Origin of the sequence: Prosthecobacter debontii (assembly GCF_900167535.1) — a bacterium.
In the GTDB taxonomy this organism is placed as follows: domain Bacteria; phylum Verrucomicrobiota; class Verrucomicrobiia; order Verrucomicrobiales; family Verrucomicrobiaceae; genus Prosthecobacter; species Prosthecobacter debontii.
The window spans coordinates 1-25,288 of record NZ_FUYE01000005.1 but is presented as its reverse complement, the minus strand read 5'-3'; the positions used below and the strand labels follow the sequence as shown (position 1 = coordinate 25,288).

Below are 25,288 nucleotides of genomic sequence, written 5' to 3'. Positions count from 1 at the left end.
CTGAACACTGAACACTGAACACTGAACACTGAACACTGAACACTGGATCACAATCGCTCGCCAGGCCCTAAACGGCGGCGTGTTTCATCATCGCTCCCCCGGGCACGCACCGTGATGAAGGCGCTGGCCGCCACGATGGCAATGCCGCACAGCACGGACAGGCTTTGAAAGCTCATCACCTTGAGCGCAGCGAAGGCCAGATAAGGTGCCAACAAGCCGCGCAGGCCCGTGAGAAAGCTGTGGACGCTCATGTATTCCGCAACGGCATTCTTCGGAGCCAGTTTGGTCACCCATAGCCCCCAGGTGACGTTTCCTCCTGCATTGGCCACCCCCCACAGCGCCATTCCCAAGCCCCATAAGAAGACGCCATGACCGAGGTAAAAGGTGAGGATACCGGCGGCGAAGATGAGGTTTAAAATCGTGCGCACGGTAAAGAGGCCCACTCGGTCATAGATGAGCCCCCAGGGATAACTGGTCAGAGTGCGTGCGAGAACGGGGATCACCCCGGCGATCCAGGCCACCTGCTGCTCAGGGAGATTGATGCCATGCCGAGGATTGGCCAGATATTCGACGAAGAGGCAAGCCGCCACCAGATTCCCCACTCCCATCATCATCCAGGAGATGAGCAGGGTGCGGAAGTCATGATCAAGCTTCACCCACCGTAAGGCCGACCACAATCCAGCCGGGGTCGCCTCATCAATGTCCCATGGCGTGACGGGTAAACCGTAAGTCCACAGCCCCGATACAAAGCCCGACAAGGCAAAGGCCCAGAGCAGCCAGCGATAGTAAGCCAGATCCAGCCCCATGAGCCAACCGCCGAAGAAACCAAAGGCCACGGCCGTCGCCGCACGTGTCACCCCAGCGATGGCAAAGAGGCGCCCTCGCTCTGAGGCAGGGTAGTTGAGCCGATAGATCTGCGTGAGCAACGGGATCTGCATGGAAAAGCAGAACAGGCCCACGCTCAGCCCCCCGATATACATCCACGGATTGTCATGAAACACCGCCGATAAAGCCATGAAACCGCCCCCAAGGATCTGCACCTTGGCCGCCGTCCTGGAGATGGTGCTGCGGGCCTTGAGCAAGAGTGGCACCACAAACAGGCTCACCATCATGCCACTGCTCGTCGCGCTCAGGAAGATGGACTTGGCCATATCCCCCATGTGGAAAACCCGCACGGCAATGAGCATGCCAAACGTGGCCGAGAGAGTATCCAGCACCCCCGCAGGCAAGGACCTCCACAATTCATTGCGAAAAGTGCGCGTCTTCGGGTCAGGTTGGGACATTCAAGGGGAAGCGGCGACTATGGAGCCGACCCGACCTTCGGCAAGCAGAGGCCGGAGAAGCCCAAAAGAAAAGCCGGAGTGCTTTCACACTCCGGCTCATCAAAAGATCGCGATTCAGCGAGTGACTCTTAGTGTTCGTAGCCAGCTTCGCCATGTTCGGCAAGGTCCAGACCGATTTCTTCCACTTCCGGTGTCGGACGCAGACCCACGGTCACTTTCACAATGATGGTGATAACCACAGTTGCAGCCACGCTCCAGACCACGGTGAGGCCCACAGCTTTGAGCTGTTCCATGAGCAGGCCATCCAGCAGACCTTCGATGCCAGGGTTGGCATCTTTGCTGGCCAGGATACCCGTCAAGATCGCGCCGAGGGTGCCGCCGACTCCGTGCACGCCGAAAGTATCCAGCGCATCATCGTAACCGAAGATTTTCTTCAGGTAAGCCACAGCGATGAAAGGCACCACACCAGCCAGCAGACCCATGATCACAGCGCCATTGGCCGTCACAAAACCAGCACCAGGAGTCACCACCACCAGACCGGCGACAATACCGGAGCAGAAACCGAGCACGGAAGGCTTACCACGTGTGATCCACTCCAGCACGCCCCAGACAAATCCAGCAATGGCAGCCGCCAGCGTGGTAGTCATGAAAGCGTTGGCAGCGATACCGTCTGCGCCCAGAGCGGAACCTGCATTGAAACCATACCAGCCGACCCAGAGCATGCCGGTGCCGACGGCGCAGAGCACCATGCTGTGAGGAGCCATCGGCTCTTTGCCAAAACCTTTGCGCTTGCCCAGAAGGATGCAGAGCACCAGCGCGCTCCAACCCGAGGTCATGTGCACCACGGTGCCGCCTGCGAAGTCGATGGCTTTGATGCCCGCCTCAGGATTCAGCGGACCGCACATAAAGCCAGTCGTGCTCCACACCATGTGGGCAAAGGGGAAGTAAACCACGAACATCCAGATGGCGGTGAAAACCAGCACGGAGATGAACTTCATGCGCTCAGCGATGGCACCGACAATCAGAGCTGGAGTGATGATGGCAAAGCTCAATTGGAACATGGCCCACATGGCATCAGAGATCCAGTGATAGCCAGCGCCGGTGGCGTAAGGAGAGACACCTTCCAGGAATTTATACTGAAGGTCACCGATGAAGGCATTGCCCGCACCGAAGGCCAGGCTGTAACCGCAGGCCCACCAGAGCAGCGTGACCAGCCCCGCAATGCCCATGCACTGAGCGATCACAGAGAGGATGTTCTTCTTGCGTACCAGACCGCCGTAGAACAGCGCCAAACCTGGTAGTGTCATGAAAATCACCAGCGCCGTGCTGACCATCTGCCAGGCATTGTGACCTGGGCCAGGACCTGCGATCTTGGACTTCCCAGCTTCAGAAACGCGAGCGCTGTTGTTGACGTAAGCTTGGAGATCACCCACGTCCGTGGCGAGTTCTTCCAGGGATGGGGTCGCTGGAGCTTCGGCAGCGGGGGCGGCTGCAGCAGGCGCTGCACCCTCCTGAGCTGAGACCGAGCCCAAGGTGAAAAACGTGGTTACAAGGAGGCCACACGCAAGAGTGCGCCAGGAGGGGAATGCGGCAGACATGGCTGATAAGTTGGTTGTTGAGGCGCCCGAAGTCGGTTGGATAGATCGGGTCGCGACATATTTTCGCAAGCAACTAACGTGCCAACTTTTTAACCATATCATTAACGAGTAATCAGCCCCGCCTCTCCCACTTCCCAGGAGTGCCCTGCGGCTCGCACGGCCACCGCCGCAGCCTTGGATGGCCAATCGAGTTCATGCTGATCCTTAAACGTCACCTCCACCGTGCGCCACTTCCCTTCGATGAGGGCCTGGATCACCCACCAGCGGCTGTAGTTTTCCCAACGTGGATCATTAAAGCCCCAGCGCAGACGTTTCCCCTCCGCCAGCTTTTCCAGCAAGGGTGCCGGTAGAGCCACTTGACTGAGCCACGGGCTGGCAGGAGGCAGCGCATGGATGGTGTAGGCGCGTTCTTTGGTCAGAGTGCCCAGCTTTCCCACGTCTTTATCCAGCGCGGCAAAGTTCCAATGAAAGTGGCCCGGAGTCATCCGCAGGCCGCGCTCCCGCAGCACGCTGATCTGCCGAAGAATCTCCCCGGCATAACGGTCATCCCCCACCTTGCTGGAGTTCATCCCCGGCCAGATATGACGCCCTAACGTATTTTCATTCAACCACCACTCGTAGTAAGTGGTGAAACCCAGCTTGGGGCGGTCGATGGTCCAATAGAGTTGCGGTGTCAGGTAGTCCACCCAGCCTTGCTGGAGCCACTTGCGGCTATCCGCCCCCATCTCCTCGTAGGGGTCCAGACCGCCACCTGTGCCTTCAGGGAAATTGGGCCGCCAAAGCCCGAAGGGACTGATGCCAAACTTCACCGTACGTTTGATCTCCTTGATACCGGTGTAAGTCGCACGCACCAGGGCATCCACATTCTGCCGCCGCCACTCCGGCAGACTCGGGGCCAGACCTCCCAGCGCACTTGACGCATACTTGGCATAACTTCTCGTATCATCAAAAGGGATCGGCTTTTTATCCGCCCCAGGAAGGGGATAGGGATAAAAATAATCATCCATGTGAATGCCATCCACATCATACCGCCGGGTGACATCCAGCATCACCTCCAGAGCGCGCTGACGCACCTCAGGGATACCCGGGTCCATCCACCAGTCGCGGCCATACTTCACCGTCCACTCGGGGTGCTGACGCCGAATGTGGTTGGCACTCGGGGCATGTTTATCCCCTGCCAGAGCCCGGAAAGGATTGAACCAAGCGTGCAGCTCCATGCCGAGGCGATGGGCCTCCTTCACCGCAAAGTCTAACGGGTCCCAACGCGGGGAAGGCGGCAGGCTCATTAGACCACTGAGGTAAGGAGACCAGGGCTCCAGGCTTGATTCATAGAGAGCATCTCCTGCAGGCCGCACCTGAAAGATCAGACAGTTCAGACCATGGTCATGGGCGCTCTGAATCAGACGTTGCAATTGCTCTTTTTGCCGGGTGGCAGGCAGCCCTGGTTCACTCGGCCAATTGATGTTATGGACGGTGGCAATCCAGGAGCCGCGTAATTCACGCGCTGGCATCGGCACGGCGGGTGATTGAGCGCTCACGAAACCAGCGGCTATCCAGAAGGAAAACATCAAAGAGATCAGACGTCGGTTCGTGATCATGCAGGGTGGGGGGAAAGATGTTGCCAAGGAGGCCACCTTCATTCCGCCTCTGCCTAGAATCAAGTCTCCGAGAAAAGCTGGGTTTTTCGCAGATTTCGGACGCTTTAGACGGGTGATCCGGGCCTCTTTTTGCTATCTTTGCCGAGGTGCTAAGCGTATGATCTCTATGGTGCCACTTGGTGCCCAACCTTTCCAGCCCCCTCATGTTAGCCGCGCTGAATCGCCACCTCCTGTTCCGTGCCATTCCTCTTTTGGGATTGGCCTTGGTGAGCTGCGAAGGCTTTCGTGTGCCCGCATTGGAGAAACTTAAAGCGGCTGAAAACGCCGGGACGGCCACGCCTGCCCAGCCTCCGGCAGGAGATACCGCCCCCGGCACAGATACCTCATCGGTGGACCTCGGCTTTCTGCTGAGCATGAATTACGATGAAGCGAAGGCGCTGGCCGGAAACGGCATGGACCTGGGCACGAATGGCCGGGTCGCTGCTGAAAACATCGAAGTCGTCAAAGAAGACAAGGAAGGCCAGCCACGAAAGGTCCGTGCGAAGGGCAAGGTCTATCTTGAAGCAGGCAGTGGAGATTCGGCCAAAATCCTCTGTCAGGAGGCCTACATCAACGGCGATGAAGCCGTGCTACGCGGTCGCCCCATCCTGCAACGCGGCGGCACGATCATCGAGGGGCTGGCCGATGACACGGTATTTTACTTCCTGGGTTCGCGCCTGCGCGTCATCGGTCTGCATCGGGTGACCAACCCCAATACCATGCTGGCAGGGATGCCGGATCTCGGCCCCTGGACAGCCGGGCCCAATCCCCTCCTCCCCGCTCTGAGCGAGACTGCCGTGCCGGTGAACATCCGCGAAGAAATGCTGAAGGCAGCAACGGCAGAGGCCGTGCTTCAGCAGAACAAGCACGAAGCCCTCCAACAAGCAGAGGGAGCACCTGCACCCTGGGTCAAACCCGGAACTTGACGGGTGACGGGTGGCAATAGGTTTGTTTCAAACCCCACCGAAGCGCCGCTGACGACGGCCATATTCACGCACCGCATCCTTCAGATCTTCTTTGCTGAAGTCCGGCCAGAGCTTCTGGGTGACATAGAACTCCGTGTAACTGAGCTGCCAGAGAAGGAAGTTCGAGATGCGCAGTTCACCGCTCGTGCGGATAAGCAAATCAGGATCGGGATAATAACGGGTGTAGAGATGTTTGCTGAAGACATCTCCATCAATCATGCCTTTGTCGAGATGGCCTTTCTCCACGCTCTCCAGCAGACTCTTCACACCGTCGATGATCTCTTCACGGCCACCGTAGCTGAGAGCTAAGATCAAGGTTAGGCCGGTGTTTTGAGAGGTTTGCTCGATCGACTTGTGAAGCTGATCTTGGCAAGATTTGGGCAGGTCGTGCAGCCGTCCGATGGCCTGCAGACGCACGTTTTGCTCCTGCATTTCCTTGGTTTTGACCCGGAGAAACTGCTCGAGCAGCTTCATCAGAGCATCGACCTCGCGCTTTGGCCGCTTCCAGTTTTCAGACGAGAATGCGTAGAGTGTCAGATACTCCACACCCATCTCTCCACACACCTCCGTGACTCGGCGCACGGTATCGGCCCCGGAGCGGTGCCCCTCCGTCCGCGGCAGCCCACGCTCCTTAGCCCAGCGCCCATTACCATCCATGATGATGGCAATGTGCCGAGGGATGCATTTCAGCTCTTCCGAAGGAGGCGTGGGCATGGGGTGAGTGTCAAACAACCTGAGGCTGATTAGGCGTCGTAAACCGGCAGGCTAGCCGCATCGAAACGTGCCACGCCCACTTCATCAGCGATCTCGTTGAGCGCGTCCACTTCCGCGGTGGAGAAGAGCAATCCGCCTGCTTTCTGCGTATGCGTTGCGTTCTGTGCCTCAGGCTGGCCGGGGAGCATGCACGCCTCATTACCGTGCCCCAAGATGTCGTCGATGACCGCTTTCAGGTTGCTGGCAAAGTCACGCCCTTGAGCGAACAAACCGCTGCTGATCGCATCAGGATGGATGACCTGGAAGTAGAAGCTGCTGGTGCGCTTCTCACCGGCTGGTGCGGGCTTGCCCTTGATATCAGGGTGGGCACCACCGCCACGCAGAGTGGGCAGAGACCCCCCGATCATGGCACCCATCACCTCGATCAAAAGGGAGAGGCCATAGCCCTTGTGAGCCCCGAAGGGCAGCAGCCACTGAGCCGCGTTAGCGTCCGTGGTAGGGTTACCTTCCGCATCCACCGCAGCGCCAGGAGGCAACGGCTTACCTTCACGCTTGAGCTGCTGCACACGGCCCATGGCCACGGTGCTGGTCGCCCAGTCGATCACGATGGGGAAACCACAGGCATCCTGCGTGGGCAGGCCCCAAGAATGCGGGTTGGTGCCCAGGACAGGGAACTTACCCCCGAAAGGCACCACTTCACCCAAAGTCGAGGTGCAGTTGGTGTAGGCGATGTAGCCCTTCTTCGCGGCATCCATCACATAACCGCCGCCCCAAAGGTAGTGGAAAGCATTGTCCACGCTCACCTGACCGATGCCGTATTTGTCCGCCATCTCCATGCAGCGCTCCATGGCACGGAAAGCCACGCTCTGACCGAGCTTCAACTGAGCATCCCACACCTCACTGGCAGCAAACTTTTTCTCGATCACCTTCACCTCAGCACCGGGCTTGCAGCCGCCGGTCGCGCTGCCGAACAGATGATCCAGGTGCAAAGCCTTGATGGCATTGTGAGTGCGGATGCCGTGAGTGGAAGCCATCTCGCAGAAACGTGCGGCGTCTTCAGCCTCAGCGGCGGTGTAACCACGGTGCAGGTAAGCAGCGCGGACGAGGTCATTGTGGGCGGCGGTGGGCAGGACGTGATACGTGGTAGCCATGGGTTGTGAACCGGTGCTTTAAAACCGCCCAGGGAACCGTGCAAGTGGAGAGCAAGCCTGTCTTCGATACCGAAATGCCCTGCCCCACCCAGAATTTGCAGCCAAACCGGCGCTCAAAGGCCCCGTGGAGACATGGAATAAAGCCCCAGCGTCACCTCATAAGCACCATCTTCCGCCATCCGTTTGAGCTCATGACCTGCCCCCCAGGAATCGGTGAAAAGGACCTCATTCGTGCGCTCATTGTAGCCGATGACCAGCCGCATGTGTCCGCCGCTTACTTGCCCCTCGTTAGGCAACTCCGGCTTTTCCGGAAAGCGCCCTAACTCCAGAGCCCAGAGCAGCGGCACGCCTTTATCGACGTGCTCTTTGACAGCCAGATGAAACTGACGCTGAGACACCCGCCGCTTACCGTTGCTCATGTAATAGAGTTCGGGGTTGATGAAGGGCTTGAAACTCACCTTGAAGCTGCCGTCGATCTTGCCGAGGCTCTTTTGCATCACAAAAATGTCCGCGCCCGACTGCGCATCTGCGCTGACCAATTCAGCGATCTGGTGCTGGTCACAGGGGATCTGCATGTATTCCAGCAGGCGCTGGCAGCTCGCCGCCACGCAGTAACCTTTGGCCCCCTGGTCCACCATCGGCACACCCGCTATATACACATCTCCAGTGTTGGTCTTCGTGATGTTTTTCGAAAGAGCCATCCGCTGCACCCCCACCGCCAGCTTACCCATGCTCCAGTCCGCCTGATCCGGTGCGGCCAGCTTCAACCGCAGAAATTCAGGCCGACCTTGCACCCCACCGCTGTTAAAATCGTTGTGTTCCAACAGAGCCAGCCCCAACGGGCTTTTCCACTGCCAACTCACGGTTTTCACGACCGAACTGGCCACTGCCGATTGATTGGAGGGGGCCACTTTCAACACCTGCCCCAGATTGCGCCCCACCGTTTTAAAAGTGCGATCAAACTCCGCCGCATCTACCTCGCCCGAATCACCCCGGTTGTAGAATGAGATCGTCACTCGAGCGGCACGGCCTTTGACGAACTCCAACAAGACTTCCTCCACCTTGATGGATTTACCGAACATCGTGAGTCGGGTATCGACATCCCCAAACGCCTTGCGGGAAAATCGTGCTCGGTCCTTGGCGGAGGAAAGCCACTGAAACTCAGGCACCTTGGTTTGTCCGGTTTCTTTCAGCCCCACGTAGCGACTCTCCAAGGTCTCGGGAGTCCAGGTCCATAACTGGCTCAGGTTCAACAGCGGATCCAGATCCACATTGAGAATGACAGCGACATTGGATATCGGACTCGACTGAGCATCAGCGGTCCTCACAAAACCGATCCAGGAGGTACCCAGCACCAGCAGCAGATAACCCAGTGTTTTCATAGGAGGCTTTCGGCAGAAAAAGATAGGACCGTGACCCATATGAGTCCGTCTGACCTGAGGCATTTCCGCATAAAGCGGGCCGGCTAGGCAAGCTATTTTCACCAAACCGCGCGCTTCTCCTCAAAAAACAAAAAAACGCGGACACCGTAACGATGTCCGCGTGAATGATGGAATCAGAGATTCGACCCGAATCGAGAGCTTACTCAGCGGCAGCCTCAGCAGCCTTCTTCGTGGAGCGCTTCTTCTTCGGAGCTTCTTCGGCAGGAGCCTCAGCAGTCACCACTTCAGCCTCAGCTTCTTCAGCTGCAGGAGCAGCAGCGGCGGGGACGTAAGCGTCCACCCACTCGATGAAAGCCATCGGAGCGGAGTCGCTACGGCGCTGGCCGAGCTTGATGATGCGGGTGTAGCCGCCTTGACGCTCTTTGGAAGCAGGGGCGATCTCTTCGAACAGCTTCTTCACCGAGCCAGTCTGGCGCAATTCAGCGATGGCCGTGCGGCGAGCGTGAAGGTCACCACGCTTGCCCAGGGTAACCATCTTCTCAGCCAGCGGGCGCACGGCTTTGGCCTTCGCCAAAGTGGTGCGGATGCGGCGATGCTCCACCAAGGCGCACACCAAGTTGGCCAGCAAAGCTTTGCGGTGAGCAGCGTCGCGCTGGAGTTTAGGGACTTTTCTTCCGTGTTTCATGTCTTCGTTCTATCTATCGGTCTAAGGGGTCAGGAAATTATTCGTCGTCGTCACCATCAGGCAGATGGCTATCGATCAGGTTAGCGAAACCAACAGCATCGGCTTCATCATCATCGTCAGCAAGCATGCTGCTGCGAGCAAGCAAGGAGCTGGCACCTGAGGTCGGCTCAAGCAGCGAGGAGTCGAACTTCATGCCGAGAGACAGCCCCAGTTCGGCCAGCTTCTCTTTGATTTCGGTGAGGGACTTCTTGCCGAAGTTGCGGTAACGCAGCATCTCGGCCTCGGACTTCATGGCCAACTGGCCCACGGAGGTGATGTTGGCGTTGTTCAGGCAATTCGCCGCGCGGACGGACAGCTCAATCTCGTTGACGCTCATGTTCAGGAGCTTGCGCAGCTCGCTGTTTTCTTCGGTCTGGGCTTCTGGAGCCGCTTCGAATTCGATGGCCTTGTCGTCGTAGTTGACGAACACGTCCAGGTGGTGACGCAGGATGGAAGCGGACTGAAGCAGAGCATCCGCAGGGGCGATGCGGCCATCGGTCCAGATGTCCAACACCAGCTTGTCATAGTCGGTGTTCTGACCGACACGGGTGTTTTCCACGGCGTATTTCACGCGGGTCACCGGGCTGTAGATGGAGTCGATTGGGATCACGCCAATCGGGGTATCAGGGCGCTTGTTTTCTTCCCAGGTGGAGAAACCACGGCCGACACGCACTTCGAACTCGCACTCAAACTTGGTTTTGCGGTCCAGGGTGCAGATCACCTGGTCCTTGTTGATCACTTCGTAGTGATTGTCTTCCTTGATGTCACCGGCAGTGACAGAGCCGTCTTTCTCGACGCTGATGGAAAGCAGGCGAGCTTCTTTGGTCTCGCTGTGGTGGCGGAAACGCACCTTCTTCAGGTTCAGAACGATCTGTACCACGTCTTCCAGGACGCCAGGCAGGGTGCTGAACTCATGCTCAGCGCCACGAATTTTCACAGATGTGATGGCGGCACCTTCCAGGGAGGAAAGCAGCACACGGCGCAAGGAGTTACCGATCGTGTGGCCATAACCTTTGTCGAAAGGTTCGGCGACGAACTGAGCGTAGGTATCGGTAGCTGTAGCCTCGTTGCGGACGAGGCGACTCGGCATTTCGAATCGGGCGAGACGGACTGGCATGGGTGTTTTATGATGAACCGGGTTACCTCCAGAGCGAGCATCCGCAACTTCTCAGGTGAGAAAACGGAACTGGAGACCAACGGCGAAGTGACAAGGCAGCTCGCAAGGGGTGGCGATTATGGGCTAGCCTGAACAGTTTGCAAGGGGCTTTTTTGGGAGCACTATTTCAGTCCAACGATTGTATTACCAACTCGTCAAGACTATTTCCCCTCGGAATCTGACTCTGTTGCCAGCGGCACTGGCTCATACTGCCAAACCCAATCACCCAGGTAGGTTGGCCGATTCAAGCTGCCGTCAGGGTTAGACTTATTTCCTGGATTCACTTTTCCACCATCATCTCGACCATCAACTCCCACACACCAGAGTTTGTAACGGCCAGAGTCGGTCAGGGTGTAACGGACAGGCTGATGATCCATCGGATCCAGCGGCACCGAATTAAGAAAATCAGGCAGTAACTGTTGCAGCTTGTCTGGATAATTCTGATGCTTCAAGTAATAGCGCTCCAAAGCACCGGCAACAATACCCTGCCTCCAGACACTTTCATATTGGAGCGCCTGATTCAAAGAGCTGTAAATAGTCGTCATTAACAGCCGGGAGAAGACCAAATCCATATGCTTCCACTCCGCCTCAGCTAAGTGAAGATCCTTTATCAGCATTTCTCGCTGAGCCGAGACACCCGCCCAGCCATTCTCCTGGAAAGGATGAAAAACGTGTTCCATCTCAAACCCAGCTACCCTCGCCCTGTTGAGTGTAAAGAACCAGTCCGGTAGAAGCGGAGCCATCTCGGGCCGCACGAAACTCTCTATTAGCGGTGCATCGAAGAAAGCGGCACATTTGCTGCGATGTTCAGCAAGGTGCCCTATCACCTCCAAATTCCCAGCCATCTCAAGATTATGCTGACGTAAATAGTCGTGCTCGTGATCGATACTGGACAATAATCGCCCAAAATCAGTCCATTGTTCATCTGACAAACTACGATGTCGGCATAGATTCCATAAAATTTCATTGGTTTGACGGAGGTAAACCATTGCGACGAGACGCCCCAAACTGGAGGGTTCCCTCATCATTGCCTTTGACAATAAGATTACCGCCCGAGCATCGGCTAGTGCTAAGACATAATCACCGGACTCCACCGCGGCAATACCTTGTAGAAGCAACCCTTTGCAAACCAGGTTCAAGGTGGAACTCAATGGAATTTTATTCTCATGTAAAATTTTTGATAAGTCCTGTCCCAGCCAACTCGGCATAAATTCCGCTTCAGAATAGGCGAAAGAAGCGATGGCGATCTGCCTTAAGATAGGTATTTTCTGATCAAGGGCTTGATGTATCGCAACCGCCTCACCTCCAACAGGCGGCGACTTTTCCAAGAGCTTCGATTTAACCAGCGAAGTCGATATTTGGGACCATTCAGGGAGTCGTCCTAACGCTACGCTTGATGTGGATAGATATGCCGTTTCCAATCCCTTCTGAGCTTGTCTTAAAAGCTGACGGTTTGCTAAAACCCTCTCATTCTGTTCCTCAGAAGCCTCACTGAAATTGATGCCCCAGAGCGGATCAATCGCTGCATAGTTAACGTCTTCAGCCAAGCGCGGAGGCAACAGCTCCCTCCAATCCAGCACCAAGCCTTTGTCGCGAATTACCTGTTGAGCGTAACTCCATTGACGATTTGCCAGCCACTCCAAAAGCAAATGAGTTCCCACCAAAGAAGCGATGCTGACGACTAAAACCCAGGTAACAAGGAGCCAAGCCCTGCCTTTCTTCTGGCTCAAAAAGTGCATACTCGATTTTGAGACGACTTTATTCAAGATGTCCAGCCTTCATGAGGCGGGCACATCGGTCTTACTGGCAGCTTCTTCCCACACCTCCAATTCTTTCACCCGCGCAGCAGCCGTGTCTCGCGCTTTTTTGATCGCATATTTTCCCAAGGGCAGCCGGAAAGGCGCGGTGCCCTCATGGACCAATTTGACAATCAACGCGGCTGCCCTCTCGGGATCGCCGGGCTGCTTGCCATCCACTTTTTCCAGGTAGGTCGCAAATTTTCCCACACTCCCAGCATACGCCTCGGAGATGGTCGTCCGCTCCATACCCTTGCCGATGAACCTAGTGCGGAAGGGCCCTGGCTGAACCAGAGTGACCTTCACGCCATACCCGGCCAGCTCTAAACGCAGGCTTTCGCTCATCGCTTCCAAGGCCGCTTTGGCCGCGCCGTAGATGCCAAAACCTGGATAATTCGCGATGGCAGCCGCTGCACTGATATTGATGATGTGGCCCCTTTTCTGTTCCCTCAGAATCGGTGCTACCGCCTGAATGATATGCAACGGACCAAAGAAGTTGGTCTCAAAATTTCGCCGAACCTGTTTTTCACTGCATTCCTCAACAGCGCCGAGGAGACCATAACCGGCGTTATTGACCACCACATCCAGCTTCCCCCAAACGGCCTGGGCTTCGCGGATCACCGTTTTTACTTGCTCGGGCTGGGTCACATCGAGAGCCATGATCTGACATCGCCCTGCCCCGACATGCTCTAGCATCTCCACATCTGCGCGATTTCGCGCCGTAGCGATAACCAGGTCTCCCGCCAACAAAGCAGCCTCGGCCAAGGCATGGCCAAATCCTGATGAACAACCAGTCATGAACCAAACGTGGGAAGAGTCACTCATGTTCAGCCTTCTACGCCAAAGACTGCCGGATGGACTCCGCCTGCGCTTGGATAGATTGTTTTTCCGTCTCACTCAGCCGCGCCAAATTCCTCACTTGCATGCTCATGCGTTGGTTTAGCCGCAGCCGGGGCTCGTGCTGCATGAGGAAATCCCAATACAGCGTGGTGAAAGGGCAGGCCTTTGGCCCGGTCGATGTCGCCGGATCGTAGCGACATCCTGCGCAGTAATTGGACATCCGCTGGATGTATTTACCAGACGCGATGTAGGGCTTACTGGCCATGATGCCACCATCGCCATGCTGAGACATGCCAAGGGTGTTCGGCAGTTCCACCCACTCCACCGCATCCACATACACGGCCAGATACCATTCGTGCACCTCCTGGGGCCGCACGCCTAACAGCAGGGTAAACAATCCGGTCACCATAAGCCGTTGAATGTGGTGGGCATACCCATAACGAAGAGTCTGGCCAATCGTCTCACGCAGGCAATTCATGTCGGTTTCACCGGTCCAATAAAAGTCCGGCAACCGCTGATGAGCTTGGAGTTCGTTCAGGGTCACGTAGCCCGGCATAAAGCGCCAGTAGATGCCGCGCACATACTCCCGCCAACCGAGGATCTGGCGAATGAAACCCTCGACCGCAGCCAGTGGAGCAGTTCCTGTCTGGTAGGCCTTTTCAGCCGCCCGAATCACATCCCGGGGATCCAGCAACTTGAGGTTCATCGCAGTGCTCAGTCGGCTGTGAAACAACCAGGGTTCATTCGTCCACATGGCATCCTGATAATCCCCAAAGTCCGCCAAACGATGTTGAATGAAATCATCAAGCGCTTGCTGGGCCTCGTCAGGCGTCACGGGCCAATCAAAATCAGCCAAGCTCCCAGGGTGCTTCGCCAGTTTCTGTTCCACCACAGCCATCACCCCTTGAGTGATTTCATCCGGCAAAAAACGCACGGGGGCGGCATGCAGAGTCGGCCCCTCTTTGCCAAAGCTCTTGCGGTTTTCACTGTCGTAATTCCAGTCTCCGCCCATCGGCTTCTTCCCATCCATGAGCACGCCATAGCGTTGACGCATCTCCCGGTAGAAATACTCCATACGCAATTGTTTACGTCCTTCCGCATGTTTGGCGAAATCGGCATGCGAAGCCATAAAGTGGCGGTCTTCACGTTCATCGAGAGGTAACTTCAATCGCGCTGCCGTCGCACGAAAATCCTCCCTGACCTGCCACTCCCCAGCTTCAACCATCACGAGGCTTTGCGGTCTGAGCTTCTTCACCGCAGCCTCCAACTCCATCCTGAAATCTCCGTGGTTTTCAGGATCGTCTAACCGACGGTAGTGCACCGTGATGTCCTCCTGCCGAAGACTCTCGGCAAAATGGCGCATCGCAGCGAGAAAGGCCACAATCCTCGCCTTATGATTCCAGACTTTCGTGGACTCTCGTTCCACCTCCGCCATCCACACTGCATCTACCTGCGGATCAAAGCCATCCCAGACCGCTGAATCACGGTTGAGTTGATCACCGAGAATAAGGATCAGATGGCGCATGCCTGCCTTTACGTTTCAGGGCGTTGCGGTGGTCGACAGTCATTTTGGGCGGGACTTCACAAAACGATTCAATAACTCCACCCGCAAACCATCCCACTATTAATCCTGCCAAAATTTATCATTCCTGTCGGGCTCATACCTCGCTAGCTTCGCTGCACGATGAAACCCGAAGTCAGCCTTCTCCCGAAGCTGTGGAACTTGCCTGAGACCATTCGTCAGCGTCTGGGCCGTGAAGCCGGACCTCAACGCGCGATGTTTGAGGAAGGTCACCTGCTCATCATTCTCCACCAGCTCCCGTTACCCGATGAACATCAGCGCAAGGCCGCTCTATTTTGGAGGAGTCCAGAAGCGGAGTGGAAGACCAATCTCCTCGGCAATGGCCTCCCTGCGCTCGGCGAGCATTTACGCAGCTATGACTCCAAGCTGATCGAGCTTGAAGCGGCTGAGACTCAGGCCAATACAGCGGCTCAATACCATGAGGTTCTGGAGCGTCTCGCGCCCGTCCTACGCTCCTCCCGGGGGCTACATCGTGCTCTTCAGCAGGCCCGAGACATGGTAAAAGAAGAACGCGAACTGATCAACCTGCGAGACTTAGCCGCAGGCATCGAGCGCAATGCGGAACTCCTGCTTCAGGACGCCCAGTTTGGCCTAAACTTCATTGCCGCCCGTCAAGCCGAGGCCCAAGCGGCGACCGCTCGGCAGATGGCGGCGACCGCGCACCGACTCAATCTCCTGGCGGCGCTCTTCCTTCCGCTCACGGCGCTGGCCAGCGTCTTTGGCATGGAGGTTCACAGTCGATTGGCTGACACCCCGGCCAACTTTTGGCTCATCTGCATTGCAGGAATGCTGCTAGGGCTCTTCGTCATGATGTTTTTAGTGAAAAAGAACTGACTTGTCGGCCCTTGTCGAATCGCGAAAGGCTGTGTATGTGCGCCCATGGACGTCAGTATCTTTGGTCTAGGTTATGTGGGAGCCGTCACCGCCGGGTGTCTGGCTGAGCAGGGGCATCGCATCATCGGAGCCGATGTGCAGCAGGCGAAGGTGGACGCGTTCAATTCCGGCATCTCTCCCATCATTGAGCCTGAGCTGGACGATCTCCTCCAGACCGCGAAACGTGAAGGCCGTCTCTCGGCCACCACAGACGCTGCTGCCGCCGTGGCCAAGACCGACGCCAGCATCATCTGCGTCGGCACCCCTTCCCTGGCCTCGGGTCGGCTGAATCTGGACTTCGTCCGCAAGGTCAGCGAGCAGATCTCCCAAGCCCTCCGCGAGAGTGGCAAGAAGCACATCATTCTCTTCCGCAGCACCATGCTGCCAGGCAGCACCCGCAGCATGGTCCGAGATTTCTTTGAGGATCTGCGCACCTCCGGTCAGGTGCGCATTTACTATTGCCCCGAGTTCCTGCGTGAAGGCACCGCCGTCAAAGACTTCAGAGAGCCCTCACTGGCTGTCGTTGGCACCCATGACGGTAAGGAGCCCGAAAGTGAGGAGGCCAAACAACTCCTCGGCGGCAGCCCCTCCGTGCTCGCCTGGGAAGGTGCAGAGATGATCAAATACTCCTGCAACTACTTCCACGCGCTGAAGGTTGGGTTTGCCAATGAGATCGGCCGCCTCTGCAAATTCCTTGGAGAGGATGGGGCACGCGTGATGGATGTGGTCTGCTCGGACACAAAGCTCAATATTTCCCGCTATTACATGAAACCGGGCAATCCCTTCGGAGGTTCCTGCTTACCTAAGGACGTCAGCGCGCTGCTTTCCTTTGCGCGGCAAGAGGGGATCAGCCTACCGCTTCTGGATAATACGCTGGATACCAACCACGCTCACCTGGATCTGCTGATCAAACTGATCACCAGCAAGAACACTCGCAAGATCGGCCTCCTCGGTCTCGCCTTCAAAGCTGACACCGATGATCTGCGCGGCAGCCCGATGGTGGCCGTGGCGGAAACGCTGTTAGGCCGTGGCTATCAGCTCAGCATCTATGATCCGAGTCTCAACCTCTCCCGCCTGATTGGTGCCAATGAAGCCGAGATCCAACGTCGCATGCCTCACCTCGCCTCCCTGCTGAAGGCCGACGCACAGGAAGTTGTCGAGAGCAGCGACCTCATCGTCGCTTCCCAGAAATGCGTCAAAGTGGACGATCTCGCGGTCTGGGTGAAGCCCGAGCAGAGCGTCATTGATGTCAATGGCTGGCGTGAATTGCAAACGCTGCCCTGGAGCTACGAAGGGCTCTGCTGGTGAGATCCAATGTGATGAGGTAAGCGCTAGCGGGTTCCCTTTTACCGGAACCAACCCCGAATGCGATCAAACAGACCACTGGCACGCACGCGGGGGCGCTCATAACCGGGAGGGGGTCCCGCGATAACCCCCTGATGCGCTCCGCAGTAATTCTGGGGGATGACGTCATAGGGCAACTTATCTTCATACGCAGTGCCACTGGCGTGACAGGCGGGGGTGGCGAGTTGGCTGCTCAGGTGGCAGAGCTGCACTGCGGCCATGGGCGGCTCTTCACGTGGGGCAGCGGGGATGTAACCGAGAGCGACGGCTTTCTTCACCACATCCGCCCAGATGGGAATGGCCAAACGACTGCCGTAACCCTGCTCGATGATGGTTTGAGGCTTATCCAATCCCACCCACACGGCACAGGTGACCCGGTCTGTATAACCGGCAAACCATGCGTCCTTATAGTCATTCGTGGTGCCGGTCTTACCTCCAGCAGGTTCTTTGAACTTATGCTCGCTACGCACCGTCGCGCCCGTGCCACGATTCATCACCTCACCCAAAATGCGGCGCATGACCGAGGCGACACCGGGGCTCACCACCTCGGCTTCCAGGATGCTGGTGCTGTAGAGAATATTGCCCGCCTTATCCGTCACTTTGTCGATGAGGAAAGGCCGACGCCGGATGCCATCGTTGGGGAAAATGCTGAAGGCACTGGTGAGATCTCGCGGAGTGCCGCCGAGATTTCCGATGAACACCTGGGGTGTCCGCTCCGCACTCCCGCCGATGCCTGCGTCTGCCAGCACATGCAGCACCCGATCCAATCCCGCATAGTTACCGACACGGATGGTCATGGTGTTACGGCTCTGCACCAAGCCGGTGGTCAAAGTCTGCTGACCGGTGAACTTGCCATCGCTGTTTTGCGGCGACCAACCTGAACCCGCACCTTCGATCTCTCCGGGCTGGATAGGCGCATCATCGATGTAGGTTCCGGGTAGGAACCCACTGGCGACCGCAGTGGCATAGACGAACGGCTTGACCGTAGAACCGATCTGGCGCTGGCCTTGCAGGGCGCGGTTGTATTTGCTCTGGCGATAGTCACGCCCTCCCACGATGGCCAGGATACCTCCCGTTTCGTTGTCGAGAACGGTCAGGGCACCTTGCAAATAGGGCGTCGAGGCCACCTCTTGAGTACCATTCCAGGTCGCATCAAAAACCGCTTTCTTGGGATGTTGATACCCCGGCAGTTTTTCCACCTGAGCCAAACGAGTCTCCACAGATTCTTCCGCCAGGGTTTGTAGTTCCTGACTGAGGGTCGTGTAAACGATCAGCCCCCCGTCCTCAATGTCGTGGTCTTCTAGAATCTTATCCAGATCACGCCGCACGGCATCCAGAGCATAGCCACCTTGGCTCTGAAATGCGGGCTGAGCATGCAGGGCGATATCGGCATATCGAGCCGCCAGTTCTTCCTCCGGCGAGATCATCTTTGTTTGGATCATCCGTTGCAACACATCGTCCCGTTCTTTGAGCGCTCCATCGAAGTTGCGGAAAGGCGAAAACCGCACCGGACTGCGGATGATGCCCGCGATCATGGCGGCTTCACTCAGGCTAAGCTGACTGGCGTGCTTGCCGAAATACACCTGACTGGCCCGCTGAATGCCATAGAGGTTGGTGCCGAAGAAAATGCGGTTCACATAGTGCTCGAGGATCTGCTCCTTCGAGCAATAGCCTTCGATCCGGCGAGCTAACATCATCTCCACCAACTTCCGGTGAAAGCTCCGGTCATTGAGGTCGGGATAACTGTTGCGGGCGAGCTGCATGGTGATTGTGCTGGCGCCCTGCACCACCCGGCCATCCTTGAGATTGCGCAGCATCGCACGTGCGACACCGATGTAATCAATCCCGCCATGCTTGTAAAAACGGGAATCCTCACGCGCCAAAAGCGCCTTCACAAAATAGGGCGACACCTGACTGAGGGGCACGACGATGCGGTTCTCGCCATGCATGCGGCCCAGCAGCACGCCTTGCGCATCCAGCACCACGGTGCGCTCAGGCATCTCACCGAGTTTCGCCAGATCATACTGACCGGCGAGATGAGAGTAATAACCCAGCGTCACCGCCAAGGCTAAAATGACAAGCAGCGCCCCGCCCGCCAGCGTTAGGAGCAAAAGACGCCCCCAGGACCGCAATCGAGAGAGGTGAGAAGGCGGATGGTGCGGGGCGGAGGGCTGTCGCTTCATGGATCGGCTTGGACGAGTGCAAGCTACGGAGTATTCCAGTATTTCGAGTGATAGGCCAATTCTACGTCTGTGTTTGAATAGCTTTCGAAGAGTTGGCTTGAATCTCGCTGCGGAAATTAGGAGAATTTTCTCCGTCCTGCACGTTAGATTTCAGTGATTATGAGAAACGCATTCCTGTCGAGCCTTTTGGGGGTGATGATTCACCTGCCCTTTCAGGCACTACAGGCGGAGGCTCCGGCTGGCATCCAGCCCTTTCTGGAACTCCAGGAAAAGGTGCAATCCCTCCTCCCCAAGGTGCGTCCGGCTGTGGTGGCCATTTTTACTGGCGACGGCACCGCCAGTGGTGTGATCATGAGCGAGGACGGCCTTATCCTCACAGCGGCCCATGTCGCGGAGCGGCCGGGGCGGGAACTGCGCGTCATCCTGGAAGATGGGACTGTCGTGCGGGCCACAACTCTGGGATTAGACAAAACCACCGATGCGGCCCTGATGCAGATCAATGATACAGAAAAGAAGTGGCCGTTTGTCAAAGTCTCCCGGGATGTTCTGAAAGCCCAGCCTGGAGAGTGGTGCTTTGCCCTTGGACATCCCGGCGGGTTCGATGAAAAACGCGGGGTGGTCCTCCGCGTCGGCCGCATCATCAAACAAACCGCCAATTCCCTGCAAACGGATTGCGTGCTCATGGGTGGAGACTCCGGGGGCCCGTTGTTCGATCTCAATGGAGATGTCATCGGCATTCACAGCCTGATCTGGGAAGGGCGAAATGAAAACATGCATGTCTCCATGGCCCCCTTCTTACGCTCATGGGATGAGATGAAGGGCAGCTTGGTGATTCGCACCTGGGGCATCGGCAGCGGCGGCTACTTAGGCGTCGGCACAGAGGCCAATGCTCAGGGCAGCATCGAAGTGGTTGATGTGATCGCAGGCTCCCCCTCTGAAAAAGCAGGGATTCTGAATGGCGATGTCATTCTCGCGCTGAATGGGGAGACCATCACCGGCTTACCCCAATTCACCCACGCGGTGCGGATGCGTGCTGCGGGTGAAGAGATCCATTTGAAACTGCGCTCCAAAGGTGTGGAACGCGATGTGTCCGTAACTCTAGGCTCACGCCCGAAAGACGAAGGATGACTCTGATGAAAACTTACCTACCTGTTCTTTCCTCAGTTCTACTGGTCGCCACCGCCATCAGCCTGCCCTGTCAGGCAGAGCTCAAAGCCCCCCTACTGCCCGAGGAGACCACCAACGGCAAGTCCACCCTGGCTCCGCTTGATCCGCTCCAGGATCAGCTCGCGCAAAACACCGCTGTGCTTTTCAATAAGAAAGGCCTGCCCGCCGCCACTCTCACCTGGGTCGGAGCAGACGGCTACTTTATCACCAAAGCCAGCGAGGTGCCGCGCATGGAAGAATGTCAGGTGCACTACGCAGCCCGCCCTCACTCCGCCGTGCGGGAAATCCGGCGCGATGTCAAAAGTGATCTTGTGCTCGGCCAAGCCGTAACGATGAGGGACGTCCCCGCCATCCAATTCCAGCCCAGCAATGGCTTGACCTTCGGCCAGTGGATCGCGTCACCTGCCGGAGGCAAACATGTAAAACTAGGCGTCGTCAGTGCTAACCGTCGCGCCATCAAGGGCTTCGGTGCAGCCATCGGCGTGCGGATGGATGACCAAATGAAGGGGAAAGCCAAGGGGGTGCGCATCATCGGTGTCGCTGAAGACAGCCCGGCTGCCGCAGCCGGGCTGCGTGCCAACGACATCATGCTGGAGCTGGCCGGGGAGTCCGTGCAGGAATATCGACGGGTCAATGAGATCATCTCCCAACGCCAGCCGGGTGAGGAAATCGAAGTGAAGTTCAAGCGTAACGATACTGAAAAGAGCCTCTACGTGCGTCTGGCCAGCCGCACCAAAGTGCTCTCCAATTGGGAAGGCGAAGACTTCGCCAACGGCGGGATCTCCATCCGCACCGACAATTTTTCTGAAGTGATCCAGCATGACATGCCTCTGCATCCCTCGGACATGGGCGGCGTGGTCACAGATCTTCTGGGGCATGCCATTGGCATCAACATCGCTCGGGTGGACCGCGTCACCACCTTTGCGCTGCCAACAGAGCGCTTTTGGCCACTGATTCAGGAATGGATGCAGAAGGACCGGCATCCGCCGAAGGCCCTACCTGCAACGACAGCTAGTGCTGCAGCACCCGCTGCACCTACTTCGAATCCGTGATTCCCAAGGCCACCTGAGCCGTCTTGATCGCAGCGTCCGGCACGCTGATGCTCAACATGTTATCCCGCATCTGCTGACCGATCTTGCCACCATCGGCCAGGACCTTGGCCACAGATTCTCCGGTCTCCTTGGCCGTGGTCGTGCGATACGCGCAGTTACGCGAGAGCAGCATTTCCGCATTGCCTTCCTCCTGGCCGGGCACGACGTAATCGATCACCGCCGGGATGCGCGCCGCCAAAACTTCATGAAGAATGGCACCACCGGCTTTGCAAATCACCACATCGTGGGTGCGCAGAAGTTCTGGGATCCGCGTCGTCCAACCGATGATCTCAACCGGGGCATCTGGTAGTGCATCGGTAAATTTGCGAAGCACATGATACAGACGTGAACTGTGCTTACCCACCGGAATGGTCAATTGCACGCCCGCCTTCAGCAGCGGCTCCAGTGAAGCCAAGGTGGCGGCAACTCGCCGACCTGTGGTGGAAGGCAGATAGAGAATCCGCTGAACCCCCGTGCGATACGACTCGGGAGGCAGGGTTTCGGTAAACTGGAGGCTCACGGGGAATCCGGTCACACGGATCTTCTCGGCAGGCACTCCCAGCTTAACCACGACTTCCTGGGTCTCGTCATCGGCCACACAATAGAGATCACTTGGTTGCATGATCCAGATGCGATGCACGCTGATGGAGTCTGTGATCACCGTCACCAGGGGCGGGACCTCGACCTGCTGCTTTTTCAAAGCATCGATCAGCGCCGCATAGAGAGGGTAGGTGCTCACGATCAGACGCGGCTGAAGCGTCTCCATCTTCTCTTTCAAACCGCGCACCAAAGGGGCTAACCAGGCGCTGTCCTGAGGGTCCACATCCGACTTCTCCAGCATGCGATAAACCAGCCGCCAGCCACTGGGAAAATGGGTAATGGCTTGCTGATAAAGGTTCTTCAGCACGGTGGCGATCCGAGGCTGCACCTCACTGATGAGATCTGAGGTCTGAATATCTTCACCCGGGCATAGGCGACGGAACGCCTCCGCGGTGGAGTAAGCGGCGGTGTTATGCCCATCGCCAAAGCCTGCTGTCAGCACGAGAATCACGAGGCCACCGCTGGCCGAGAATACGATGAAACTCAAACAAAATGTCATCTCCTCGACTCATGACTCGCAAAGCTGCAAGGGTGTATCATAGTCTCCCCATGAATAAAGGCAGTGCCCTTCTGGTTCTTCCGCTCGCCCTCCTCACCGCCGTCATCTTCGCCGCCTGTAGTTCCTCCGCCGGGCGGTCGAAAATCTCCATGTGGGAAGCTCGTTACAATGACCGTGCTCTCGGGCGTGTGACTCCTGATCAACTGCTCCGTGAGGTGGGTATCAAAACAGACCTGATCCCTCCAGGTAAAGTCGGCCGCTACAAATACCGGCCCATGACACCACGCTACATCACCATCCACAGCACCCAAAACTACAGTGGTGACGCCTACAATCACGCCCTGGCCCTCAAGCGGGGGGCTCTGCGTGCCACCAAGCGACCCGGCGGCAATCGCATCGGTTTCCTGACCTGGCACTTCACGGTGCAATCCAATGTGGCCATCCAGCACCTGCCCTGCCGTGAACAAGGCGAGCATGCTGACTTTGACGGCCCTGGAAATAACTACAGCATCGGCATCGAGATGTGTGAGCACCGGGGCAATGACATTGCGCTAACCATCGATAAGACCGCCCGGCTGGCAGCCTATCTGATGTATACCTACGGCATTCCGCTGGATCATGTGGTGCCGCACTATCACTGGCCGCGCATCAGCCCTTACATCAAAGATCCCCACAAGGACTGCCCCCACTTTCTGCTGGATCGTGGCCGTCCAGGGCCGACCTGGCAATGGTTCTTGCGCCGGGTGAATCTCCACTACAGTCGCCTCATTCCAGGTCCTGCCAGAACCTTGGGTTGATCTTCGGTTATGAATGCCCGGCTACTGCTCCTCGCCTTGCTTGGCAGCGCTTCTTTCGTCTCCGCGCAGACGCTGCAAGTACGGACCAGTGACGCCGTCATCCTCAAGGATAAACGCATCACCGAGAGCAGCGGCCTAGCCCGTAGCCTGCGTTATCCCGGCGTTTTTTGGACTCACAATGATTCTGGGGGCGAGCCCTGTTTGTTCGCCATCAATCGCCAGGGGCAGACCTTGGCCAAGGTGCGTGTGCCGCATGCGGCTAACTTTGACTGGGAGGACCTGACTGAAGGCCGCGATGATCAGGATAGGCCCTGCCTGTTCATCGGCGACATCGGCGATAACCTCAAGTTTCGCGCCAGCCTGCAAATCTACTGCGTGCGTGAGCCTGAACTGCCTAAAGATCCCGACAAGGAAATCGAAAGTAGCGAACCGGAAGTCTGGCACCTGAGCTATCCCGACGGCCGGAAAAACGCCGAATGTCTGATGATGCATCCGCTAACCCGGCAGCTCTACCTCATCACCAAAGAAGAAAGTGGTCACTGCGCCCTCTATCAGGTGCCCTCGAAGCGTGGTCCGGGTAAGGGCCTGACGCTGATCAAAATCTGCGATCTCGAATTCCCCGCCAGAGCCCGTAAAGGCAAGCGTCCGGGCATGAATAGCATGACCACCTCGGCTGATTTTTCACCCGATGGCAAGCGGCTTGTCGTGGCGACCTACAGCTATCTTTATGAGTGGACGCTGAGCCCCAAGCTCCCGCTGGAGGCATCTCTGGAACAACCACCCATCCTCATCGAGCCACCTCTGACCAAGCAGATGGAAGCCGTCTGTTATGATGCCGATGCGGTGACGCTGTGGTTTACCAGCGAGCAGTTGCCCGCACCTCTTTATCGTCTCTCCGTAAAGTGATTGGCTTTTTTAGAAAAGGAGCTATTCCTCCACTCCATGCATGACCCTGATGATTTCATCCCAGATGCATTGGAAGAAACGCCGGAAGCCAGTACGGTCAAAAACCTCAATCGACGTGACTGGCTCAAAATGAGCAGCCTCGGCGCTTTGGCCGCCGCAGGCGGTGGAGCGGGCATGTATTATTACTCGCAGATGCCGCTGCTTAACTTCGATGGCCGATATGCCCGAGCGACCAACTACCACCCCCCGGTAATTCACAGTCTCGTCATGATCGCCAATCAGATCGTGGACAAGCCTTATAAATGGGGCGGCGGGCACCAGCAGCTCTTTGATAATGGCTTCGACTGTTCCGGTTCCATCTCTCATATCCTTTACCGCACAGGCCTCCTCACCCGCCCACTCAATTCAAAAGGATTTGCGACCTATGGAATGCCCGGTGCCGGACGTTATGTGTCGATCTTTGTAAAACCCGGCAGTCATGTTTTCATGTCCGTCTGCGGCTTGCGCTTCGACACCTCCGGCACTCAAACTGGAGAAGGACCGCGCTGGCGCTCGACGGCACGATCGTCAGCCGGGTTTACTAACCGACATCCAAACGGCCTTTAGCGACCCATCCCCATGAAATACAGCCTCCCTCTGCTGCTGGTTTTCTCCCTTAGAGCGTGTTATGAACTCTTGAGAAGAGGGAGTTAAGCATCAGCACGGCAAAGGCCAGCCAGTGGATGCCCGCCAGGGAGGTCGTCAAGCGTTCATAGTCTCTTGCCAGACGCCGGAACCGCGCTGACCAAGCAAATGAGCGCTCTACCACCCAGCGCCTGGGCAGTAGCACAAAGCCCTTCTTGGCTTCTTGAAGTTTCACCACTTCCAGCCTGATGCCCTCTGTTTGGGCAGCTTCGGCGGGCTGCTCTCCTGTGTAACCTTGATCCACATAGGCCAACTCCACCTTCTCTCCGGTTACCTCTTGAAGCTTTTGCGCCAGTTCTCCAACCTGCGCCCGCTC

At 57.1% G+C, this 25,288-nt stretch carries 22 protein-coding genes; 8 read left to right on the top strand and 14 right to left on the bottom strand.

Annotated features, from left to right (window positions below):
* Positions 1-47: 47 nt before the first annotated feature.
* The 3 genes from B5D61_RS08800 to B5D61_RS08790 all read right to left on the bottom strand — a co-directional run bounded on the left by B5D61_RS08800 (position 48) and on the right by B5D61_RS08790 (position 4,479).
* Positions 48-1,283, bottom strand: coding sequence for an MFS transporter (locus B5D61_RS08800; RefSeq protein WP_078812974.1), 1,236 nt, complete (start codon positions 1,281-1,283; stop codon positions 48-50).
* Between the two features lie 128 nt (positions 1,284-1,411).
* On the bottom strand, positions 1,412-2,881 hold the full coding sequence (locus tag B5D61_RS08795; RefSeq protein WP_078812973.1) for an ammonium transporter: 1,470 nt from the start codon (positions 2,879-2,881) through the stop codon (positions 1,412-1,414).
* Positions 2,882-2,982: 101 nt separating this feature from the next.
* Positions 2,983-4,479 carry a glycoside hydrolase family 10-like protein gene (locus B5D61_RS08790; protein WP_176159316.1) on the bottom strand — a complete coding sequence of 499 codons (1,497 nt, stop codon included), beginning with the start codon at positions 4,477-4,479 and terminating at the stop codon, positions 2,983-2,985.
* 203 nt (positions 4,480-4,682) lie between these two features.
* Here B5D61_RS08790 and B5D61_RS08785 point away from each other — a divergent pair, with 203 nt between their 5' ends.
* A complete protein-coding gene (locus B5D61_RS08785) occupies positions 4,683-5,444 on the top strand; it encodes a hypothetical protein (RefSeq protein ID WP_078812971.1) in 762 nt (253 codons plus the stop codon).
* Positions 5,445-5,471: 27 nt separating this feature from the next.
* Here the strand turns inward: B5D61_RS08785 and B5D61_RS08780 are convergent, their stop codons facing one another.
* From B5D61_RS08780 to B5D61_RS08745, 8 genes are all read right to left on the bottom strand, one after another.
* On the bottom strand, positions 5,472-6,197 hold the full coding sequence (locus B5D61_RS08780) for an undecaprenyl pyrophosphate synthase (RefSeq protein ID WP_078812970.1): 726 nt from the start codon (positions 6,195-6,197) through the stop codon (positions 5,472-5,474).
* A gap of 29 nt (positions 6,198-6,226) precedes the next feature.
* A complete protein-coding gene (locus B5D61_RS08775) occupies positions 6,227-7,348 on the bottom strand; it encodes an Ldh family oxidoreductase (protein ID WP_078812969.1) in 1,122 nt (373 codons plus the stop codon).
* A gap of 113 nt (positions 7,349-7,461) precedes the next feature.
* Positions 7,462-8,730 (bottom strand): C39 family peptidase, encoded by a 1,269-nt coding sequence (locus B5D61_RS08770; protein ID WP_176159315.1) that lies wholly within the window; start codon positions 8,728-8,730, stop codon positions 7,462-7,464.
* A gap of 199 nt (positions 8,731-8,929) precedes the next feature.
* Positions 8,930-9,415, bottom strand: coding sequence for a 50S ribosomal protein L17 (gene rplQ / locus B5D61_RS08765; protein WP_078812967.1), 486 nt, complete (start codon positions 9,413-9,415; stop codon positions 8,930-8,932).
* Between the two features lie 37 nt (positions 9,416-9,452).
* The gene (locus tag B5D61_RS08760) at positions 9,453-10,571 is read right to left on the bottom strand and encodes a DNA-directed RNA polymerase subunit alpha (protein WP_078812966.1); all 1,119 of its coding nucleotides are present in this window, start codon (positions 10,569-10,571) and stop codon (positions 9,453-9,455) included.
* 200 nt (positions 10,572-10,771) lie between these two features.
* On the bottom strand, positions 10,772-12,376 hold the full coding sequence (locus tag B5D61_RS08755) for a hypothetical protein (protein ID WP_139373150.1): 1,605 nt from the start codon (positions 12,374-12,376) through the stop codon (positions 10,772-10,774).
* Positions 12,377-12,388: 12 nt separating this feature from the next.
* Positions 12,389-13,204 carry an SDR family NAD(P)-dependent oxidoreductase gene (locus B5D61_RS08750; protein WP_176159314.1) on the bottom strand — a complete coding sequence of 272 codons (816 nt, stop codon included), beginning with the start codon at positions 13,202-13,204 and terminating at the stop codon, positions 12,389-12,391.
* 37 nt (positions 13,205-13,241) lie between these two features.
* Positions 13,242-14,771, bottom strand: coding sequence for a cryptochrome/photolyase family protein (locus B5D61_RS08745; protein ID WP_078812963.1), 1,530 nt, complete (start codon positions 14,769-14,771; stop codon positions 13,242-13,244).
* A 159-nt stretch (positions 14,772-14,930) separates the two neighbouring features.
* On the opposite strand from B5D61_RS08745, the gene B5D61_RS08740 reads away from it, so the two are divergent.
* Both B5D61_RS08740 and B5D61_RS08735 read left to right on the top strand, forming a co-directional pair.
* The gene (locus B5D61_RS08740) at positions 14,931-15,662 is read left to right on the top strand and encodes a CorA family divalent cation transporter (RefSeq protein ID WP_078812962.1); all 732 of its coding nucleotides are present in this window, start codon (positions 14,931-14,933) and stop codon (positions 15,660-15,662) included.
* 45 nt (positions 15,663-15,707) lie between these two features.
* A complete protein-coding gene (locus B5D61_RS08735) occupies positions 15,708-17,009 on the top strand; it encodes a nucleotide sugar dehydrogenase (RefSeq protein ID WP_078812961.1) in 1,302 nt (433 codons plus the stop codon).
* 38 nt (positions 17,010-17,047) lie between these two features.
* On the opposite strand, the gene B5D61_RS08730 is transcribed toward B5D61_RS08735, so the two are convergent.
* Positions 17,048-19,228, bottom strand: coding sequence for a transglycosylase domain-containing protein (locus B5D61_RS08730; RefSeq protein ID WP_078812960.1), 2,181 nt, complete (start codon positions 19,226-19,228; stop codon positions 17,048-17,050).
* Positions 19,229-19,387: 159 nt separating this feature from the next.
* On the opposite strand from B5D61_RS08730, the gene B5D61_RS08725 reads away from it, so the two are divergent.
* Positions 19,388-20,356, top strand: coding sequence for a S1C family serine protease (locus B5D61_RS08725; RefSeq protein ID WP_078812959.1), 969 nt, complete (start codon positions 19,388-19,390; stop codon positions 20,354-20,356).
* Between the two features lie 5 nt (positions 20,357-20,361).
* Complete coding sequence (locus B5D61_RS08720; RefSeq protein WP_176159313.1) at positions 20,362-21,447, top strand: PDZ domain-containing protein; 1,086 nt, start codon at positions 20,362-20,364, stop codon at positions 21,445-21,447.
* On the opposite strand, the gene B5D61_RS08715 is transcribed toward B5D61_RS08720, so the two are convergent.
* Positions 21,431-22,585: an MGDG synthase family glycosyltransferase gene (locus B5D61_RS08715; protein WP_078812957.1), complete on the bottom strand. Its 1,155-nt coding sequence runs from the start codon at positions 22,583-22,585 to the stop codon at positions 21,431-21,433. The genes B5D61_RS08720 and B5D61_RS08715 overlap by 17 nt on opposite strands.
* 11 nt (positions 22,586-22,596) lie before the next feature.
* On the opposite strand from B5D61_RS08715, the gene B5D61_RS08710 reads away from it, so the two are divergent.
* Genes B5D61_RS08710 through B5D61_RS08700 form a run of 3 tightly spaced genes read left to right on the top strand, consistent with a single transcriptional unit; the run spans position 22,597 to position 24,894 of the window.
* Positions 22,597-23,382 (top strand): peptidoglycan recognition protein family protein, encoded by a 786-nt coding sequence (locus tag B5D61_RS08710; RefSeq protein WP_245846511.1) that lies wholly within the window; start codon positions 22,597-22,599, stop codon positions 23,380-23,382.
* 9 nt (positions 23,383-23,391) lie between these two features.
* The gene (locus B5D61_RS08705; protein WP_078812956.1) at positions 23,392-24,288 is read left to right on the top strand and encodes a hypothetical protein; all 897 of its coding nucleotides are present in this window, start codon (positions 23,392-23,394) and stop codon (positions 24,286-24,288) included.
* A 36-nt stretch (positions 24,289-24,324) separates the two neighbouring features.
* On the top strand, positions 24,325-24,894 hold the full coding sequence (locus B5D61_RS08700; RefSeq protein ID WP_078812955.1) for a C40 family peptidase: 570 nt from the start codon (positions 24,325-24,327) through the stop codon (positions 24,892-24,894).
* Between the two features lie 49 nt (positions 24,895-24,943).
* On the opposite strand, the gene B5D61_RS08695 is transcribed toward B5D61_RS08700, so the two are convergent.
* Positions 24,944-25,288: transposase (locus tag B5D61_RS08695; RefSeq protein WP_139373149.1), on the bottom strand; the 345-nt coding region annotated here is incomplete at its 5' end.